General features: G+C 67.0%; 19 protein-coding genes. 9 read left to right on the top strand and 10 right to left on the bottom strand.

The window, feature by feature from the left end; translation table 11 throughout:
• Window positions 1-3: 3 nt before the first annotated feature.
• From lepB to nagZ, 8 genes are all read left to right on the top strand, one after another.
• Window positions 4-975 (top strand): signal peptidase I, encoded by a 972-nt coding sequence (lepB, locus tag EJI01_RS16735; protein ID WP_126838271.1) that lies wholly within the window; start codon window positions 4-6, stop codon window positions 973-975.
• A gap of 29 nt (window positions 976-1004) precedes the next feature.
• A complete protein-coding gene (locus EJI01_RS16740; RefSeq protein WP_093106579.1) occupies window positions 1005-1364 on the top strand; it encodes a DUF4845 domain-containing protein in 360 nt (119 codons plus the stop codon).
• A gap of 45 nt (window positions 1365-1409) precedes the next feature.
• Window positions 1410-2111, top strand: a complete 702-nt coding sequence (gene rnc / locus EJI01_RS16745; RefSeq protein ID WP_126838272.1) for a ribonuclease III — start codon at window positions 1410-1412, stop codon at window positions 2109-2111.
• On the top strand, window positions 2108-3076 hold the full coding sequence (gene era / locus EJI01_RS16750) for a GTPase Era (protein ID WP_126838273.1): 969 nt from the start codon (window positions 2108-2110) through the stop codon (window positions 3074-3076). Before rnc ends, era begins: the two co-directional genes overlap by 4 nt.
• Window positions 3077-3106: 30 nt before the next feature.
• A complete protein-coding gene (gene recO / locus EJI01_RS16755) occupies window positions 3107-3880 on the top strand; it encodes a DNA repair protein RecO (RefSeq protein WP_126838274.1) in 774 nt (257 codons plus the stop codon).
• Window positions 3877-4620: a pyridoxine 5'-phosphate synthase gene (locus EJI01_RS16760; protein WP_126838275.1), complete on the top strand. Its 744-nt coding sequence runs from the start codon at window positions 3877-3879 to the stop codon at window positions 4618-4620. Before recO ends, EJI01_RS16760 begins: the two co-directional genes overlap by 4 nt.
• Window positions 4621-4705: 85 nt before the next feature.
• Window positions 4706-5101 carry a holo-ACP synthase gene (acpS, locus tag EJI01_RS16765; RefSeq protein WP_126838276.1) on the top strand — a complete coding sequence of 132 codons (396 nt, stop codon included), beginning with the start codon at window positions 4706-4708 and terminating at the stop codon, window positions 5099-5101.
• Window positions 5098-6174: a beta-N-acetylhexosaminidase gene (gene nagZ / locus EJI01_RS16770; protein ID WP_126838277.1), complete on the top strand. Its 1077-nt coding sequence runs from the start codon at window positions 5098-5100 to the stop codon at window positions 6172-6174. The genes acpS and nagZ overlap by 4 nt, the downstream gene beginning before the upstream one ends.
• Here the strand turns inward: nagZ and EJI01_RS16775 are convergent.
• The 4 genes from EJI01_RS16775 to EJI01_RS16790 form a co-directional block, all read right to left on the bottom strand.
• On the bottom strand, window positions 6171-6680 hold the full coding sequence (locus tag EJI01_RS16775; protein ID WP_126838278.1) for a M48 family metallopeptidase: 510 nt from the start codon (window positions 6678-6680) through the stop codon (window positions 6171-6173). The genes nagZ and EJI01_RS16775 overlap by 4 nt on opposite strands.
• Entirely contained in the window at window positions 6677-7933 is a 1257-nt protein-coding gene (locus tag EJI01_RS16780) for an Hsp70 family protein (RefSeq protein WP_409513964.1), read from the bottom strand. The genes EJI01_RS16775 and EJI01_RS16780 overlap by 4 nt, the downstream gene beginning before the upstream one ends.
• Complete coding sequence (gene lysS, locus EJI01_RS16785; protein WP_126838280.1) at window positions 7927-9465, bottom strand: lysine--tRNA ligase; 1539 nt, start codon at window positions 9463-9465, stop codon at window positions 7927-7929. Before lysS ends, EJI01_RS16780 begins: the two co-directional genes overlap by 7 nt.
• 91 nt (window positions 9466-9556) lie before the next feature.
• A complete protein-coding gene (locus EJI01_RS16790; RefSeq protein ID WP_260602489.1) occupies window positions 9557-10204 on the bottom strand; it encodes an LON peptidase substrate-binding domain-containing protein in 648 nt (215 codons plus the stop codon).
• A 49-nt stretch (window positions 10205-10253) separates the two neighbouring features.
• Here EJI01_RS16790 and EJI01_RS16795 point away from each other — a divergent pair, with 49 nt between their 5' ends.
• A complete protein-coding gene (locus tag EJI01_RS16795; protein WP_126838432.1) occupies window positions 10254-10814 on the top strand; it encodes a YggT family protein in 561 nt (186 codons plus the stop codon).
• Window positions 10815-10825: 11 nt separating this feature from the next.
• Here the strand turns inward: EJI01_RS16795 and accD are convergent, their stop codons facing one another.
• The 6 genes from accD to EJI01_RS16825 form a co-directional block, all read right to left on the bottom strand.
• Entirely contained in the window at window positions 10826-11698 is an 873-nt protein-coding gene (accD, locus tag EJI01_RS16800) for an acetyl-CoA carboxylase, carboxyltransferase subunit beta (RefSeq protein ID WP_093106545.1), read from the bottom strand.
• Between the two features lie 100 nt (window positions 11699-11798).
• Window positions 11799-12644, bottom strand: coding sequence for a tryptophan synthase subunit alpha (gene trpA / locus EJI01_RS16805; protein ID WP_126838282.1), 846 nt, complete (start codon window positions 12642-12644; stop codon window positions 11799-11801).
• A 55-nt stretch (window positions 12645-12699) separates the two neighbouring features.
• Window positions 12700-13977, bottom strand: a complete 1278-nt coding sequence (gene trpB, locus EJI01_RS16810) for a tryptophan synthase subunit beta (protein ID WP_126838283.1) — start codon at window positions 13975-13977, stop codon at window positions 12700-12702.
• 48 nt (window positions 13978-14025) lie between these two features.
• Window positions 14026-14712, bottom strand: coding sequence for a phosphoribosylanthranilate isomerase (locus tag EJI01_RS16815; RefSeq protein ID WP_126838284.1), 687 nt, complete (start codon window positions 14710-14712; stop codon window positions 14026-14028).
• Complete coding sequence (truA, locus tag EJI01_RS16820) at window positions 14709-15521, bottom strand: tRNA pseudouridine(38-40) synthase TruA (protein WP_126838285.1); 813 nt, start codon at window positions 15519-15521, stop codon at window positions 14709-14711. Before truA ends, EJI01_RS16815 begins: the two co-directional genes overlap by 4 nt.
• Before the next feature lie 26 nt (window positions 15522-15547).
• Window positions 15548-18169, bottom strand: a complete 2622-nt coding sequence (locus EJI01_RS16825) for a FimV/HubP family polar landmark protein (RefSeq protein ID WP_312846061.1) — start codon at window positions 18167-18169, stop codon at window positions 15548-15550.
• Window positions 18170-18244: the final 75 nt, after the last annotated feature.

Genomic DNA, 18244 nt, shown 5'->3' on the forward strand with positions numbered 1-18244 from the left:
AGAATGGCATTCCTCACCTCCCTGATCCTCGCTGCCTTCGTCGGCTATATCGGAGCCTGGTATTTCGGCGCGGTCGAAGGCAATTTCGCGCTGCTGCTGTTCCTGGCCACCGTCGTCACCGGCTTCTACTGGCTGGCGGAGCGCTTCTATTTCCTGCCGAAGCGCCGGCAGGCGGCCGAGGCGCTGGATACATCGCTGGTCCAGCGCCGCGAAGAGCTGGCTCGCCAGGGCATCACGCAGGTCGATACCGTGGACGCCAAGGCGCGCGAGCGTTTGGTCATGCAGCCGTGGTGGCTGGACTGGACCGCGGGCCTGTTCCCCGTGATCCTGGCCGTGTTCCTGCTGCGTTCCTTCCTGTTCGAGCCCTTCAAGATTCCTTCGGGCTCGATGATGCCGACCCTGCTTACGGGCGACCTGATCCTGGTGAACAAGTTCACCTACGGCTTGCGGCTGCCGGTCATCAACACCAAGTTGACCGACGGCACGCCGCCGGCGCGGGGCGACGTGATGGTGTTCCGCTACCCGCCCAAGCCGAGCATGGACTACATCAAGCGCGTGATCGGCGTGCCGGGCGACGAGGTGGCCTACCTCAACAAGAAGCTCACCATCAATGGCCAGCCGGTCGACAAGCAGCCCGTGCCCGACTACTTCGACGAGGAGGCGATGCGCTACCTCAAGCAGTATTCTGAGAACCTGGGCGGCAAGGAGCACAGGCTGCTCAACGACGATACGCGCCGCGCGGGGCTCTCCGAGGTCGAGATCATGGCGTTCCCGAATCAGGAAAATTGCCGCTACAGTGTCGAGGGCGTGGTGTGCAAGGTGCCCGCCGGCCAGTATTTCATGATGGGCGACAACCGCGACAATTCGCTCGACTCGCGCTACTGGGGTTTTGTTCCGGATAAGAACATCGTGGGCAAGGCCTTCTTCGTCTGGATGAATTTCGGCAATCTCAAGCGCATCGGCGGATTCCAATAATCGAGCATTTCATTCGAGGGATAGAGGGCATGAGAGCAAGAAGTCAATCCAAACGGGGCCAGCGCGGCATCTCGTTCATCGGGCTGTTGTTCGTCGCGGGCGTGCTGGCCTGCCTGGGCGTGGTTGCCGCGCAGGTGATCCCGACCCTGATCGAATACCAGGCGATCGACAAGGCCGCCAACAAGGCCAAGGAAGGCACGACGGTGCCCGAAGTCCGAGCCATCTTCGATCGTGCGCAGGCCATCGACGACTTCAAATCGGTCACCGGCAAGGACCTCGACGTGCAGAAGGTCGGCGACAAGGTCGTGGTCTCTTATTCCTACGAGCGCGAAATTCATCTGTTTGGCCCGGCTTTCCTGCTGTTGAAATACAAGGGCCAGTCCCGCTAGGATGAAACGCCCCCACGCCCACGCCGGCCCGGCGTCGACCGCACTGTGAACGAAGGTGGTCTTGCCGCGCTGCAGGCGCGCCTCCAGCATTCGTTCTCGGACGCGCGGCTGCTCCAGCTTGCGCTGACGCATCGCAGCTTTTCGGCCGACCACAACGAGCGGCTCGAGTTCCTCGGCGATTCGGTGCTGAACCTCGCCGTCGCCCACCTTCTCTATGAGCGCCTTTCGGAATTGCCCGAAGGCGATCTCTCCCGCGTGCGCGCCAACCTGGTGAAGCAGGAGACGCTGCACCAGCTAGCGCTCAAGCTCGCGCTGTCCCCACTGCTGCGGCTCGGCGAGGGCGAGGCGCGCTCGGGCGGCCCGAATCGTCCCTCGATCCTGGCCGATGCGCTCGAGGCGCTGATCGGCGCCGTCTACCTCGACGCCGGCTATGGCCCGGCGCAGGCGCTGGTGCGCCGCCTCTACGAATCGGTGGCGATCACGCCGCGCATGGAGGCGGTGGCCAAGGACCCGAAAACCGAATTGCAGGAATGGCTGCAGGGTCACAAAATGAAGCTGCCGGTCTATCGCGTGGTCGGCACGCTGGGCGCGGCGCACAAGCAGACTTTCGATGTCGAATGCGCAGTCCCCGATCTGGGCCTCAGCGAACGCGGCATCGGCGGCTCGCGCCGCGCCGGTGAGCAGGCCGCCGCGGCGGCCATGTTGATCCGGCTCAAGGCGCGCAGCGAGGCAAAGGCATCCACATGAACGACCCCATCGATTCCATCACCATCCCTCCTGCAGAGGGCGAGGACGCCGCGGGGCCGAATCCTTCGCAGCGCTGCGGCCTGGTGGCCATCGTCGGCAAGCCCAACGTCGGCAAGTCGACCTTGCTCAATGCGCTGGTCGGCCAAAAGATCAGCATCACCTCGCGCAAGGCGCAGACCACCCGCCACCGCATCACCGGCATGCGCACGCTGGGCTCGACGCAGTTCGTCTTCGTCGATACGCCGGGATTCCAGACGCTGCACGCCAACGCGCTCAACCGGTCCCTGAACAAGACCGTGGTGGGCGCGGTGTCGGACGTAGACCTGATCCTGTTCGTGGTCGAGGCCGGCAGCTTCACGCCGGCCGACGAGCGCGTGCTCAAGCTCCTCGGTGCCGGCATCCCGACGGTGCTGATCGCCAACAAGCTCGACAACGTGCACCGCCGGGGCGACATCGCGCCCTGGCTGCAGACGATGCAGCAGAAGCATGCCTTCGCCGAGTTCGTCCCGATGTCGGCCAAGAACCCGAAGGACATCGAGCGCCTGTTCGGCATCTGCGAAAAGTACCTGCCCGAGCAGGCCTGGTGGTACGCCGAAGACGAGCTCACCGATCGCAGCGAGCGCTTCCTCGCGAGCGAGCTGGTGCGCGAGAAGCTGTTCCGCCTCACCGGCGACGAGCTGCCCTACACCTCGACCGTCGTCATCGACAAGTTCGAGGAAGAGCCGCCCGCGCGCAAGGGCCAGAAGCGCCTGCTGCGGATCGCCGCCACGATCGTCGTCGAGCGCGACGGCCACAAGGCGATGGTGATCGGCGACAAGGGAGAACGCATCAAGCGCATCGGTACCGAAACGCGGCAGGAGCTCGAGAAGCTGGCGGATGCCAAGGTGTTCCTCGAGCTCTGGGTCAAGGTTCGTTCGGGGTGGGCGGACGACGAGGCTCGCGTGCGCTCCTTCGGCTACGAGTGAGCCGCCAGTTGGCCAGCGTGAGAGGCTGAGATGGCCGCCGCGCACCGCATTTCGCACGAACCGGCCTACGTGCTCCACCGCTACGACTGGAGCGAGTCCAGCCTAATCCTCGAGGTCTTCACCCGCCATCACGGCCGCATCGCGCTGGTGGCGAAAGGCGCCAAGCGGCCCAGTTCCAACTTTCGCCCGGTGCTGTTGCCGTTGCAGCCTCTGCAGCTTTCCTACGGCGGAGACGCCGAGATCCGCACGCTCAAGGCCGCCGAATGGATGGGCGGCCACGTGATGCCGACCGGCGAGGCGCTGCTGTCGGGCTACTACCTCAACGAGCTCCTGCTGCGCCTGCTGGCCCGGGACGACGCGCACGAGGCGTTGTTCGACGCCTATGCAGGCGCGGTGCAGGTGCTGGCGGGCGACCATGCGCACGCCCAGGCCGCCACGCAGGCGGCGGCGCTGCGAGCCTTCGAGCTTCTGCTGCTGCGCGAGGTCGGCCTGCTGCCGGCGCTCGATGTCCAAACCCTCACGCTGACGCCGCTGGATGCGGACGCGCGCTACACCTTGGTGCCCGAAGCGGGTCTGCGCCAGGCTGTCGACGATGAAGCCGCGCTGAGCGGCGCCGAATGGCAGGCTCTGGAGCGTTCCCTTGGGGACCGGGCGCCATTCCCCGCCACACTGCGCCTGGTCGCCCTGATGAACGGCGGCACCAACAGTGCCTTGCGCAACCAGCTGCGCACGCTGCTCAACTACCATTGCGGCGTGAGCATGCTGCGCACGCGCCAGATGATGAGAGACTTGCAAGCCTTATGAGCACTTCCCTGTCGATCAATCTCAACAAGGTTGCCCTGGTTCGCAACACGCGGCCTCTCGGCATCCCGAGCGTGCTTTTCGCTGCCGCGCTGTGCCTGGATGCCGGCGCGCACGGCATCACCGTGCACCCCAGGCCCGACGAGCGCCATATCCGCCCGCAGGACGTTCAGGACCTGTCGGAACTGCTGGCCAAGGACTGGCCGCAGGCCGAGTTCAACATCGAAGGCAATCCTTTCCACAACCTGATGGATTTCGTGCGCGAGCTGCGGCCCCACCAGGCCACCTTCGTGCCCGACAGCGAAACCCAGGCGACCAGCGACCACGGCTGGAACTTTCCCTACGACGCCGAGCGGCTGCGGCCGGTGATCGCCGAAGCCAAGACGCTGGGTGTCCGCGTGAGCCTGTTCATGGATCCGGAACCCGACATGATGGCAGCCGCCAAAGCGGCCGGTGCCGACCGCATCGAGCTCTACACAGAGGGCTATGCGTCCTCGCGCGGCACCTCCAAGGCGGATGCGGTGCTGCAGCTCTACGTTCAGGCGGCGCGCGCCGCGCAGGCTGCCGGCCTCGAAGTCAACGCCGGTCATGACCTGAGTCGAGACAACCTCACGGACTTCCTGCGGGCCGTGCCCAACGTGCGCGAGGTCTCGATCGGCCATGCCTTCGTCTCCGACGCCCTGGAGCTCGGCTATGCCGCCGCCACCAAGGACTACCTGCGCTGCATTCGAGAAGCCACGTAAATGGCCTCCACGCTCGTCACCTCGTGTGCTCGCTGCTCCCCGAGGGGGCGTTCAGCACCCTTCGGGCGGCCGGGCGGATGCTGAAATGATCTACGGCATCGGCACCGACATCTGCGACATCCGCCGCATCGAGGCGACTTTCGAGCGCCAAGGTGAGCGATTCGCGCAGCGCGTGCTGAGCGACGCCGAGCTCGCGGTCTGGCGCGCGCGCAGCGCCCGCTGGCCCAAGCGCGGCTTGCGCTACCTGGCCACGCGCTTCTCCGCCAAGGAGGCCTTCAGCAAGGCGATCGGCAAGGGCATGCGCACGCCGATGAGCTGGCGCCTGTGCGAGATCGCGAACCAGCGCAGCGGCAAACCCGTGATCGTGCTTCATGGCGCGCTGAAGGCTTGGTTCGAGGCCGAGCACCTGACGGCGCACGTGACCGTGACCGACGAGACCGACTACGCGGCGAGCTTCGTCGTGGTCGAACGCAAAGAATGACAGACAAGAACGCATTGCATGCCCCGTTGATCATCGACGTCGCGGGCACTGGATTGAACGCGGCCGATCGGCGCCGTCTTTCAGATCCATTGGTGGGTGGCGTGATTCATTTCGCGCGCAACTGGCAGGACCGCGCGCAGATGAGCGCGCTCAATGCCGAGATCAAGGCGCTGCGGCCCGACATCCTCATTTGCGTCGATCACGAGGGCGGCCGCGTGCAGCGTTTTCGCAGCGACGGCTTCACGCGGCTTCCGTCCATGCGCATGCTGGGCGAGCTGTGGATGGGAGAACCCCTGCGCGCGGCGCAGGTTGCGGTGGCCTGCGGCCATGTGCTTGCGGCCGAACTCCGCGCCTGCGGCATCGACTTCAGTTTCACGCCTGTGCTCGATCTGGACTACGGTGAAAGCAGCGTGATCGGGGATCGCAGCTTCCATCGCGATCCGCGCGTCGTCGCGCTGCTGGCGCGCAGCCTGGCCCACGGACTTTTGCAAGCTGGCATGGCCAACTGCGGAAAGCATTTCCCCGGCCATGGTTTCGTCAAGGCCGATTCGCACGTCGCGATTCCCGTGGACCGGCGCAGCCTCAAGGCCATCCTGGCGGACGATGCGCGTCCCTACGACTGGCTGGGCGGCACACTCTCGGCGGTGATGCCGGCGCACGTGATCTACCCCAAGGTCGATGGCCGGCCCGCAGGTTTTTCGGCGAAATGGCTGCAGCAGATCCTGCGCGGCAAGCTGGGTTTCGATGGCGCCGTGTTCAGCGACGACCTCAGCATGGAGGCGGCACGCCGCATCGAGGGCGAGATGCTGGGCTACACCGACGCGGCGCTCGCTGCGCTGGAGGCCGGCTGCGACCTCGCGCTGCTGTGCAATCAGAGCGTGGGCGAGAGCACGGTGCTCGACGAAGTGCTCGATGGCCTCGCCGCCGGCCGGCGCAGCGGCCGCTGGAAGCCGGATGCCGCCAGCGAGACGCGCCGGCGCAGCCTGCTGCCGTGTGCACCGGCGCTCGATTGGGACGCGCTCATGCAGTCGCCGGCCTACCGACGCGCTGCCGCGATGCTTCCGCGTCCCTAGACTTCGGGCGACCAGAGCCGCTGGCCGCCGCTTTCGAGGTGCGTCAGATACAGGCGCAGGTCGAACTCGAGCTGGTGATAGTCCGGCTCCATGTGGGCGCAGAGCTGATAGAAGGCCTTGTCGTGCTCGCGCTCCTTCAGGTGCGCCAGCTCGTGCACGACGATCATGCGCAGCCATTCGATCGGCACCTCCTTGAACAGGCTCGCAACCCGGATCTCGCGCTTTGCCTTGAGCTTGCTGCCCTGCACGCGCGAGATGGTCGTGTGGGTGCCGAGCGCGTTGCGAATCACGTGCAGCTTGTTGTCGAAAGCCACCTTGGACAGCGGCTCGGCATTGCGCAGAAACTCGTTCTTGAGGCCGCTCACGTAGTCGTAGAGCGCGCGGTCGGTGCGGATATCGTGCACGCTGCCGTAGCGCTTCAGCAGCAAGTCGCCAAGCTTGCCCTGTGCCATGAGATGCTCGACCTGGGCGCGCAGATCCGCTGGATAGGCGGAAAGGTATTTCATGCAGCGGCGTAGGCCAGGCCGGCGGCCACGCCACCGAACAGATCGCCTTCGATGATCTTCGTGCCGGGAAACGCGCGGCGCAGCGCACTTTGGAACGGGCTCAGCGCCGAGGAGCCGCCCGTCAGGTAGATGGCGTCGAGCATGCCGCCCGTTGTGCCGCTGCGCCGCAAGCATTCGCGCGCGCAGGAAACCACGCTGTCGAGCAGCGCCAAGAGGTGCCGGGCCATGTCGTTCGCCGTGAGTGCAGCACGCAGGTCTGCGTCCGCGAAAGACAGGTCGATGGCCACGACCTCGTTGGTCGCGGACATCCGGATCTTGGCTTCCTCCACCTCGCTGGCGATGCGGTGTCCCTGCCGGTCGACAAGCACGTTCATGAGCCGGTCGTGCAGTCGTGGATCGAGGTAGTTGACGCGCAATTCTTGAACCTGCCGGATCGCCTTCGGCGCATAGAGCCAGTTGATCAGGTGCCAGGACGACAGTTCGAAGAAGGTCTTGCTCGGAACTTCGCGGCCTTGCGGGCCGATGTGCCGGAAACCGAAATGCGGCATCACGCATTCGACGCTGAGCCGCTGATCGAAGTCGGTGCCGCCGATGTGCACGCCGGCGGTGGCCAGCACATCGCGTGAACGGTCCGCGTTTCCCATGCGTTCGGGACCGAGGCGAACGACCGTGAAATCGGAGGTGCCGCCGCCGAGGTCGACGATCAGCACCAGCGACTCGCGCGTGACGCGCCTTTCGTAGTCGAAGGCTGCGGCGATCGGTTCGTACTGGAAGCTGACTTCGCCCAGGCCGGCGCTTTGCGCGGCTCGGCGCAGCGTGGCCTCCGCCTCGCGGTCGCGCACCGCATCGTCATCGACGAAATGCACCGGGCGGCCGATCACGACCCGTGCGGGCTCGACGCCGATTTGCCCTTGGGTGCGCGTCGCAAGCTCCGACAGGAAGAGGGCGATGATGTCCTCGAAACTGACCCGCTGGTTGTCGATCTCGGTCTGGTCCTGCATCAGCGAGCTGCCGAGCAGGCTCTTGAGCGATCGCATCAGCCGGCCTTCGGTGCCGGCGAGGTAGAGCGAAATCGCCTCGCGCCCGAAATGCGTGCTGCGGTCTTCGGAATTGAAGAAGACGGCCGTCGGAATCGTCGTCGCCGACCCTTCCAGCGGCAGCATGCTGGCAAGTCCGCTTCCCGCCACGCAGGCGACCGCGGAATTGGACGTGCCGAAATCGATGCCGATGGCTGGAGCGGGCGTCTTCAAGATTCCCGGCGCAAGGCAGGAAACAGGATCACGTCGCGGATGCTCGGCGAGTCGGTCAGCAACATCATCAGGCGATCGATGCCGATGCCGCAGCCGCCGGTGGGCGGCATTCCATATTCCAGCGCGCGGACGAAGTCGTGGTCGTAGAACATAGCCTCGTCGTCGCCGCTGTCCTTGGCCGTGACCTGCGCATTGAAGCGTGCGGCCTGGTCTTCGGCATCGTTGAGCTCGCTGAAGCCGTTGCCGAACTCGCGGCCCGTGATGTAGAGCTCGAAGCGCTCAGTGACCTCTGGGCGCTCGTCGTTGGCGCGCGCCAGCGGCGAGATCTCGGTCGGGTGCTCCATGATGAAGGTCGGCTGCCAGAGCTTTTCTTCCACCGTCTCCTCGAAGAACATCACCTGCAGGCTCGCCAGGCTGCGCTGCGTGAGCTTGTCCTTTTCTTCGGTGAGGCCGAGCTTGCGCAGCGCGTTGACGAGCCAGGCTGCATCGTCGGCGTTCGCGCCGGCATCGGTGTGCTTGTGGATCGCCTCGCGGATGGTGAGCCGTTCGAAGGGCGGGCTCAGGTCGACCGCCTTGCCCTGGTACTCGAGCTCGAGCTTGCCCACAGTCTTCCGGGCGATCGTGCGGATCAGCGTCTCGGTGAAGTCCATCAGGTCGCGGTAGTTCCAGTAGGCCGCGTAGAACTCCATCATCGTGAACTCGGGGTTGTGCCGCACCGAGATGCCCTCGTTGCGGTAGCTCCGGTTGATCTCGAACACGCGCTCGAAGCCGCCGACGATCAGCCGCTTCAGGTAGAGCTCGGGCGCGATGCGCAGGAACATCTCCTGGTCGAGCGCGTTATGGTGCGTCTTGAAGGGCTTGGCGTTGGCGCCGCCCGGGATCGGGTGCAGCATCGGCGTCTCGACCTCGAGGAAGTCGTTGACCACCATGAATTCGCGCAGCGCGCTCACGGCACGGCTGCGCGCCGCGAAGCGCTCGCGTGCCGACTCGTCGGTGATCAGGTCGACATAGCGCTGGCGGTACTTCTGCTCCTGGTCGGCCATGCCGTGGAACTTGTCGGGCAGCGGGCGCAGGCTCTTCGTCAAAAGGCGCAGCTTCGTGACCTTGACCGAGAGCTCGCCGGTGCGGGTCTTGAAGGCCGAGCCCTCGGCGCCGACGATGTCGCCCAGGTCCCAGTGCTTGAATTCGGCGTAGGACTCCTCGCCGACGGCGTCGCGCGTGATGTAGAGCTGGATGCGGCCGGTTGCATCCTGCACGGTCGCGAAGCTGGCCTTGCCCATCACCCGCTTGAGCATCATGCGGCCGGCCACGCTGACCGCGATCGGATTCGCTTCGAGCAGCTCGGCAGCCGTTTCGCCGTGCGTTGCAACGAGCGCCGCTGCGCGATCGGCGGGCTTGAAGTCGTTCGGGAATGCGACCCCTTTGCCTTCGGCCTGCGCGGCACGCAGCGCCTTCAGCTTTTCGCGCCGTTCGGCGATGAGCTGGTTGTCGTCGGCGGCAGGGGTGGGAATGGGGGAGGTCGAAGCGTCTGACATGGGAGAGGAAGAGGGGCGCAGGCGGTCGCGCGCGCAACCCGCCATTTTAGCCGGCCGACCCTTGCCCTCGCGCTACGGAATAAAGAGCGGACTACTTGGTAATGCCGGTGCGCGCCAGCAGGTCGCTCACCAGTTCTAGCCGCATGAGCGGGCTGTCGAGCTCCATCAGGCGCTGCTTGAGCTCCGACTGCACCGGCAGCAGCTCGCACCAGCGGTTGGCCACCCAGCCGCAATCGTCGAAGCGGTAAGGCGGCGTGATCGGCAGCCGGACGTTCTCGTTGCCCTCGATGCCGCGCCGCTCTTCCAGCGTCTGGACCAGGCGGCGCAGCGCTTCGGCCGTCGGCTGCAGATCCTCGGGGACTGCAAGCGCGACGTCATCGGACACCGCCTCGACATCGGCCGTCCACAGCCCGTGCTTGTGGAGTTCGCTGGAACGCACGCGAAAGCGGTGCGTGCCCACGCATTCGATCTGCATCAAGCCCGCCTGGGGTGCGTCGAACTCGCGGATCACGGCGAGCGTGCCGAGCGCGGCGAAGCTTTCGGCTTGCGCACCCGCCCTGCGGACCTCCGAGCCCTGCGTGAGGCTGACCACGCCGAAGGGGGCGCCTGCCTTGTGGCACTTGCCGATCATGTCGAGGTAGCGCACCTCGAAGATGCGCAACGGCAGGAGGCCGCCGGGAAAGAGCACTGTGCCGAGCGGGAACAGGGGAAGGGAATGCAGAAGGGGTTGAGTCGTCATCGATGAACCTTGCATGGCTATCATCGCATTCCGTCTACGACCGCGCGCCATGCTCTACCAGATTCCCTCGTTCCTGCTCGACGTGATCGTCGGCCTCCTCGGCGGCGCTTGCCTGCTGCGTCTCTACATGCAGTACCACCGGGTGCCATTCGGCAATCCGCTGGGGCGTTTCGTGTTCGCCGTCACCGACTGGATCGTGCTGCCCCTGCGGCGCATCGTGCCGTCGGTCAAGCGCTGGGACCTGGCGAGCGCCATAGCCGCCTGGCTGTTGGTAATGGCCAAATTCCTGCTGCTCTGGATGCTGATGGGCAGCCTGGGCCGCTGGGCGATCCTCCCGCTGGTGTCGCTCATCGGCCTGCTACAGCTGGCCATCTCGGGCCTCACCGCCTTGCTGATCGTCTACGTGGTGCTGTCCTGGGTGCCGAATGCATCGTCGATGCTGCAGGATCTGATCGGGCGGCTGGCCGAACCGCTGGTGCGGCCGCTGCGGCGTTTCATTCCGCTGGTGGGCGGTGTCGACCTGTCGCCGCTCGCCGCCGTCGTCCTGCTGCAGATTGGAGCGATCGTGCTCGGCAGCCTGATGGCCACGGCCTTCGGCCTCGGCCGTTAGGCCGCGCTGCTTCAGATCACCGCGTCGGCCGGTTGGCGCAGCAGCATCGCAAGCGTGCTCGCCACCGTCTTGCGCAGCTCGCGGCGGTCGCAAATGAAGTCGATCGCGCCCTTGGTTTGCAGGAACTCGGCGCGCTGGAAGCCTTCAGGCAAGGTCACCCGCACAGTCGACTCGATCACGCGCGGTCCGGCGAAGCCGATCAGCGCCTTGGGCTCGGCGATCACGACATCCCCCACGAAGGCGAAGCCGGCGCTCACGCCGCCCATCGTCGGATCGGTCAGCACGCTGATGTAGGGCAGGCCTTTCTTGGCCAGGCGCGTGAGCGCGGCGTTGGTCTTGGCCATCTGCATCAGCGAAAGCAGGCCCTCCTGCATGCGCGCTCCGCCGGTGGCGGTGAAGCAGATGAAAGGCACCTTCTGCTCGATCGCGGTCTCGACGCCGCGCACGAAGCGCTCGCCGACCACGCTGCCCATGCTGCCGCCCATGAAGTCGAACTCGAAGCAGGCGACCACCACGTTGATGCTGTGCACCGAGCCGCCCATGACCACCAGCGCGTCGGTCTCGCCGGTGTTCTCCAGCGCTTCCTTGAGCCGCTCGGGGTATTTGCGGCTGTCCTTGAACTTGAGAGCGTCGACCGGCAGCACTTCCTGGCCCACTTCGTAGCGGCCTTCGGAGTCCAGAAAGGCATCGAGCCGCGCGCGCGCGCCGATGCGGTGGTGGTGGCCGCAGCTTGGGCACACGTTCTGGTTGTGCTCGAGGTCCGTCTTGTAGAGAACGGTCTCGCAGCTGGGGCACTTGATCCAGAGCCCTTCGGGCATCTGGCGGCGCTCGCTCGGGTCGGTGGGCGCGATCTTGGGGGGAAGCAGTTTCTCAAGCCAACTCATGGGGGCTCCAGTTCGAAGTTCTCGCGAAGGAAGCCTTCGCGACAAGTAGCTCCCCTCTCCCGCCCGCGGGAGAGGGGAGGGGGTGAGGGCCAGCCTGCGATTATCGGCCAGCCGCGTTCTTAGGCGTGGCGGCCGGCAAGGCATCGAGGGCCTGGCGGATCTCGGCGAGGAATTCGCGCACCAGCGGCACCACCTGGTCGCGCGGCTGGCCCTCGATCAGCTGGATGATGCGGGTGCCGATCACGACCGCGTCGGCCGTGGATCCGACCGCCTGTGCGCTGCGCGCATCGCGGATGCCGAAGCCCACGCCCACCGGCAGTTTCACGTGATCCCGGATGCGCGGAATCATCCTTCCGACCGCTTCCGTGTCGAGGTGGCCGGCGCCGGTCACGCCCTTGAGCGAGACGTAGTAGACGTAGCCGGTGGCGATGCGTCCGACCTGTGCCATGCGCTCGCCAGTGCTTGTCGGGGCCAGCAGGAAGATGAGGTCGATGCCGTGCGCCCGGAGCTCGGCGGCGAAGTCTTCGCATTCCTCGGGCGGGTAGTCGACCACCAACAGGCCGTCCACCCCGGCGGCCGCCGCATCGCGGATGAAGCTGCCCTTGCCGTGCACGCCGTCGTAGCGCTCGACCGGATTGGCGTAGCCCATCAGAACCACCGGCGTGGCCTCGTTCTTCTGCCGGAAGTCGGCGACCATGGCCAGCACCTGCTTCATGCCGATGCCCAGCGCCAGCGCGGCTTCGCCGGCCGCCTGGATCACGGGGCCGTCGGCCATCGGATCGGAGAACGGCACGCCGAGCTCGATCACGTCGGCCCCTGCTTCGACCATGCCGTGCATGAGCGCGGGCGTGATGTCGGCGAAGGGGAATCCGGCGGTAACGTAGGGAATCAGCGCCCTGCGGCCGTCTTTTTTCAGTGTCTCGAAGGTGGCGGCGATGCGGCTCATTGAGAAACCTCCGCGCTGCGCGCTGCGGTATTCGCCTTGGGAGCGGCCCGGCGGCTCATGCGCGGCCTCCCTTCACGCTCAAGCCGCGCATCGACGGCCGGTCGTAGAAATCGACGCCTGAGAGGTCGGCCACCGTGCCGATGTCCTTGTCGCCGCGGCCCGAGAGATTGACCAGGATCGATTGGTCGGGGCGCATGATCTTCGCGAGCTTCATCGCGTAGGCGAAAGCATGGCTCGATTCGAGCGCGGGAATGATGCCTTCGGTGCGGCACAGGTAGTGGAAGGCTTCGAGCGCCTCGGCGTCGGTGACGCCCACGTACTCGGCGCGGCCGATGTCGGCCAAGTAGGCGTGCTCGGGACCGACGCCGGGATAGTCGAGGCCCGCGCTGATGCTGTGGGTCTCGGTGACCTGCCCGTCCTCGTTCTGCAGCAGGTAGGTGCGGTTGCCGTGCAGCACGCCGGGGCTGCCGCGCAGGATCGAGGCCGCGTGCTTGCCGCTGTCCAAGCCTTCGCCCGCCGCTTCCACCCCGACGAGGCGCGTGTCCGCGAAGGGTATGTAGGGATGGAAGATGCCAATGGCGTTGCTGCCGCCGCCCACGCAGGCGACCACCACGTCGGGCTGCCGGCCCTCGGCCTCGCCGGTGATGCCCTGGGCCGCCAGCATGGCGGGCATCTGCTCGATGCACTCGGTGCCGATCACGCTCTGGAAGTCGCGCACCATGGTCGGATAGGGGTGCGGCCCGGCGACGGTGCCGATGATGTAGAAGGTGTTCTCGACGTTGGTGACCCAGTCGCGCATTGCTTCATTGAGCGCATCCTTCAGGGTCTTGCTGCCCGATTCCACCGGCACCACGGTCGCGCCCAGCAGGTTCATGCGGTAGACGTTGGGGCTTTGGCGCTTCACGTCCTGGCTGCCCATGTAGACCACGCACTCCAGCCCGTAGCGGGCGCAGATGGTGGCAGTGGCTACGCCGTGCTGGCCGGCGCCGGTCTCGGCGATCACGCGCGGCTTGCCCATGCGCTTGGCGAGCATCGCCTGGCCGATGGTGTTGTTGACCTTGTGCGCGCCGGTGTGGTTCAGGTCTTCGCGCTTCAGATAGATTTGTGCGCCGCCCATCTCGCGGCTGGTGCGCGCGGCGTGGTAGATCGGCGAGGGCCGGCCCACGAAGTGCGTGAGTTCGTGGTGGAACTCGGCCTGGAACTGCGGATCGTCCTTGTACTTCGCGTAGGCGTCGCGCAATTCGTTGATCGCGTGGGTCAGCGTTTCGCTGGCGAAGGTGCCGCCGTAGATGCCGAAATGGCCGCTGGCGTCGGGTTGCTGGTAGGTGTTCATGGTCTCGATCGGTGGGGCCGGCTGCCTCCTTCGATCGAGGGCAGCCAGCTAGCTGAGGGCATCGGCCGCACGCACGGCGGCCACGAATTCGCGGATCTTCACGGCGTCCTTGATGCCCTTGGAGGCTTCGACGCCGGAGCTCACGTCAACGGACAGCGACTTCGCTGCCGTTCGCAAACGGCGAATGCCATCGCCCACGTTTGCAGGTGTGAGCCCACCACTCAAGACGAGGTGAGCGTCGACGACGGGTGGAAGAAGTGACCAATCGAAAGCCTTGCCGCCACCGCCATAGGCTTCGACGTGGGCGTCGAGCAGGATGGCGTGGGCGCGGGAGTAATCGGACGCGTATTTTACGAGGTCGAAGCCCGCTCCGGCCGCGCCCAGCGGAATGCGGGCCGCGCGCACGAAGCGATGGGCGCCGCGGCCGCTGGCTTCCCAGCATTGGTGGGGCGTCTCGTCACCGTGGAACTGGGCCATGGAACCGGGGACGCCGGCCAGCGAGGCTGCGGCTTGGGCCACGAGCTCGTTGACGAAAAGCAGCACCGGCGTGACGAAGGGCGGCAGCCGAGCAGCCAGTTGGCCGGCGCGTTCCGCGGTCACCGCGCGGGGGCTGGCGGGATAGAGCACGAAGCCCACCGCGTCTGCCCCGGCATCGACCGCGGCATCCACGTCCTGCTCGCGCGTCAGCCCGCAGATCTTGATTCGCGTGCGCGCGAGGGAAGGGGCGGAATTCATGGCGGGCCATCATACGCAGCACCGGTGGCCGGCATCGTGGCCTCGGGCGGAAGCCCCCAGCCGGCGGCGTAGAGCGGCCCCAGGAAGTAAAGGCCGTTCGGCGAGAAGGTCGGGGCGGCCACCACGCGGCTGCGCGCCTCCAGCACTTCGCGCATCCATTCCGCAGGCGCGTCGCCGCGGCCGATGCGCACCAGGCTGCCCATGATGTTGCGGATCATGTGGTGCAGGAAGGCGTCGGCTTCGAACTCGAAGTGCCAGCGGCAGCGATCGGCGTCGCCATGCCGCGTGATCTCGATGCGCCGCAAATCCTTGACCGGTGAACGCGCCTGGCAGGCCGAGGCGCGGAAGGAGCTGAAGTCGTGCCGGCCCACCAGCATCGCGGCCGCGGCACGCATCGCATCGCCGTCGAGTTCGTACATGGACCAGCCCACGCGGCCCGCATCCAGGCTCGGGCGCACCGGCGACTGCGACAGCACGTACAGGTAGCGCCGGGCGAGCGCGCTGGCCCGGCAGTGGAATTGGTCTGGCACCGGCTGCGCCCATTGGACCGCTATGTCGTCGGGAAGAAAGCGGTTGGTGCCCCGCACCCAGGAGAAGGGTGCGCGCTCGACGGAGGTGTCGAAGTGCACCACCTGCATCAGGGCATGGACACCGGCATCGGTTCGCCCCGCGCAGAGGGTTGAGATGGGCTGGGCGGCGAAGCGGCCGAGCGCGGCCTCCAGCTTGTCCTGGACGGTACGGCCCGAAGGCTGGCTCTGCCAGCCTTCGTAGGCTTGACCGTTGTAGCGGATGCCGAGGGCCAGCCTCACAGCGGGATCGGCGGCCGCACGGCCGTTCAGCGCAACTGGCCGAGCAGTTGCTTGGCTTCGGCCTTGACCTCGCCTGAGCCTTCGGAAGCCACTTCCTCGACTAGCGAGCGGGCGCCTTCGACATCGCCCAGCGCCTTCAGTTCGCGCGCCAGCGAAAGCTTGATGGCGTGCGGGCTTTCGCCGCTGTCCTCCACCGGCTCCAGGCGGCCGCGCTCGGTGTCGGCGGGGTTGCGGCCCGACAGGCCGGCCATCGAACTCATGTCGAACTCGATGAAGCCGGAGTCGCCGGGCAGACCGGCGCGCAGGGTCGCGGGCTGCGTGAACTCTTCCTCGGAGTTCAGCGGCGCACGTGCCATGTTCGGCTCCAGCGCGCCCGGCGCGGTGTCGAAGTCGTTGTTGAGATCGATCTTGGCGCTCGAAGCGAGAGGTGCGCTGTACTTGATCAGCGACGGGGCTGCGGCATTCTCAGCGCCGTTGCGCGCGGCCGGAAGGGTGGCGTTGACCGGGGCCGCAGCAACCGGCGCAGGTGCCGGCGGCTTGCTCAAGTCGAGGTCGAAATCGAGCGGCGCGACGGAGGGCACGAAGGCTGGCGGCGGTGCAGCGGCGACAACGGGTTTTGCCACCGGGCTCGGCGCCGGCACAGCAGCGGCCGGGGCCGGCGTGGCGGCTGCCGCAGCCAGCGTGCCGGCAAAGGCGGCCGTTTCTGCTGTCGAGACGCTGCGGCCACCCGATTCGTACAGCGGGTTGCCCGGATCCAGGTCCTTGCCGAGTTCGACTACGCGGTTCCAGTCGGCGCCGGTGCCGCCGGTCAGCTTGTGCACGTCCGAGGCCAGCGCTTCGTAGGCGCGCAGGTCGCGCCGCTTGGCGTGGATTTCGAGCAGCTTCAGATGGATGGCAGTGCGCTCGGGGTTGACGCGCAGCGCTTCGCGCAGGATCTCCTCGGCCTGCAGATCGCGGCCATAGGCCAGGTAGACGTCCGCTTCGGCCACCGGATCGACATCGCCGGCATCGAGCTGGCTCGGCGAGTACGACAGCGAGGAAACGACCGAATTGCCGCGGTTCTTGGTGTCCACCGACTCGCCGCCGCTGGCGCCGAAGAAGGAGTCCTTGGGAATACGGCTTTCGAGGAACACGCTGTCGTTGGCATCGCGACGCTTGCGGCCGAGCACGCGGTAGAGCAGGAAGCCGACCAGGAGCGCGACCAGCGCTGCTGCGCCGAGCATGATGGGGTTGTCTAGCAGTTCGTCGAAGAAGCTGCGTTCCACGGCTGCGGGTGCAGGCGCGGTCGGCGCGGGCTTGGCTGCTGCTGCAGGAGCGGGCACCGGTGCCGGCGCTGCTGCTGCAGATGCGGCAGCCTCGGGCGGCGTAGCGGTGGCGACCGGAGGCGTTGCCGGGGCTTCGGCCGGGGCCGTTGCGGCAGGCGCAACAGCGGCCGGAAGAGCGGGGATCGCCGGGCTGGCTGCAGGCGCTGCCGCCGCGGGAGCCGGGGTCTCGCCCGTCGCGGGCGGGGCCGCCGCCGGCGCTGCCGCCGAAGGTGCGGGTGCCGCGGCCGGCGCGGCGCTGCCCGCCGTTGCAGGCGATCCGCTCGCGGCCTGCAGCTTGTTCAGCTCGCTGATGTTCTTGGACAGCTCGGCGACGCGCGTGCTGCTTTCCTGGGCCTGACGGGCCTTGGCCAGCTGTTCTTCGGTCTGCCGGCCGGCGACCGCGCCGCCTTGGGTGATCTTGAGCTTGTCGGCGGCCGCGTTGGCGGCGTTGCGATCCTCGACGTTGGCCTGCAGCTTGCCCGAGGCCTGGCGGTCGGCGTCGGCGACGCGCGAAGCGGGTGCGTTTTCGGCCAGGCGGCGGCGGTACTCGCCGAAATCGCGGCTTTGCGCGGTCACAGTACGCCGGGCTTCGGGAGCCGGCACGGCGCCGGCTTGCGCTGCGCTCGGCACATCGAGCACGGCGCCTGCCTTGATGCGGTTGACATTGCCGCCGATGAAAGCATCGGGATTTGCGCGCAGCAGCGCCACCAGCATCTGGTCGAGCGAAACGTCGGCCGATTTGTACGCGCCGGCGATCCTGCTGGCGGTATCGCCGGGCTGCACCGTCACTTGCTGGTCGCCGCTGCCGGTGCGCACCGTGCTGTCGGCTTGCGTCGGAGGTGCGGGGGCCGCTGCTGCTGCCGCGGGCGCGGCGCGTTCGCGGCGCGCCGGGGCTTGCACGACGGCGGGAGCCGTGCGCTGGGAAGGCGCGCTGATCTGCGGTGCGATCGGTGCGGCCGCCGTTGCAGTCCGGCTCTTCGGTGGGTCGAGCAGCACCGTGTAGTCGCGCACGACGCGGCCGGAATTCCAGGTCGCTTCGAGCAGCAGGTCGATGAAAGGCTCGCTGAGCATGCGATTGCTGCTGAGCCTCACCACGTAGCGGCCATCGGCGCGCCGCTGCAGACTGGTTCGCACGTCTGCCAGGGCGGCGTTGTAGGGCACGCCGGCGGCGTTGAACGCGTCGGCCGAGGCGATGTTGACCTTCAGGCCGTCAGCCTCGGCCGGCGTGATCTCGGTGACCTCGATTTCGGCCCTGAGGGGTTCGCCCAAGGCCGATTGCACATTGAGCCGTCCGAGCGCAAGCGCGGCCGCATCGGTGCTGAACGCGCCCAGGGCCAAGGCCACGGCGGCACTGAGAAGTGAGAGCTGACACCGACCTGAAATCGTCGGAGTCGGGCAAGTGGCCGGGAGGCGGGCCGC

The organism is Variovorax sp. MHTC-1 (genome assembly GCF_003984645.1).
Taxonomy (GTDB): domain Bacteria; phylum Pseudomonadota; class Gammaproteobacteria; order Burkholderiales; family Burkholderiaceae_C; genus Variovorax.

What these genes read in the sequence shown, in the direction of transcription:
- recO (WP_126838274.1), top strand. Translation starts at nt 3,107, where the DNA reads ATGGCCGCCGCGCACCGCATTTCGCACGAACCGGCCTACGTGCTCCAC.
- era (WP_126838273.1), top strand. Translation starts at nt 2,108, where the DNA reads ATGAACGACCCCATCGATTCCATCACCATCCCTCCTGCAGAGGGCGAG.
- EJI01_RS16795 (WP_126838432.1), top strand. Translation starts at nt 10,254, where the DNA reads ATGCTCTACCAGATTCCCTCGTTCCTGCTCGACGTGATCGTCGGCCTC.
- trpA (WP_126838282.1), bottom strand. Translation starts at nt 12,644, where the DNA reads ATGAGCCGCATCGCCGCCACCTTCGAGACACTGAAAAAAGACGGCCGC.
- EJI01_RS16740 (WP_093106579.1), top strand. Translation starts at nt 1,005, where the DNA reads ATGAGAGCAAGAAGTCAATCCAAACGGGGCCAGCGCGGCATCTCGTTC.
- nagZ (WP_126838277.1), top strand. Translation starts at nt 5,098, where the DNA reads ATGACAGACAAGAACGCATTGCATGCCCCGTTGATCATCGACGTCGCG.
- lepB (WP_126838271.1), top strand. Translation starts at nt 4, where the DNA reads ATGGCATTCCTCACCTCCCTGATCCTCGCTGCCTTCGTCGGCTATATC.
- acpS (WP_126838276.1), top strand. Translation starts at nt 4,706, where the DNA reads ATGATCTACGGCATCGGCACCGACATCTGCGACATCCGCCGCATCGAG.
- lysS (WP_126838280.1), bottom strand. Translation starts at nt 9,465, where the DNA reads ATGTCAGACGCTTCGACCTCCCCCATTCCCACCCCTGCCGCCGACGAC.
- EJI01_RS16815 (WP_126838284.1), bottom strand. Translation starts at nt 14,712, where the DNA reads ATGAATTCCGCCCCTTCCCTCGCGCGCACGCGAATCAAGATCTGCGGG.
- EJI01_RS16790 (WP_260602489.1), bottom strand. Translation starts at nt 10,204, where the DNA reads ATGACGACTCAACCCCTTCTGCATTCCCTTCCCCTGTTCCCGCTCGGC.
- EJI01_RS16760 (WP_126838275.1), top strand. Translation starts at nt 3,877, where the DNA reads ATGAGCACTTCCCTGTCGATCAATCTCAACAAGGTTGCCCTGGTTCGC.
- trpB (WP_126838283.1), bottom strand. Translation starts at nt 13,977, where the DNA reads ATGAACACCTACCAGCAACCCGACGCCAGCGGCCATTTCGGCATCTAC.
- EJI01_RS16775 (WP_126838278.1), bottom strand. Translation starts at nt 6,680, where the DNA reads ATGAAATACCTTTCCGCCTATCCAGCGGATCTGCGCGCCCAGGTCGAG.
- accD (WP_093106545.1), bottom strand. Translation starts at nt 11,698, where the DNA reads ATGAGTTGGCTTGAGAAACTGCTTCCCCCCAAGATCGCGCCCACCGAC.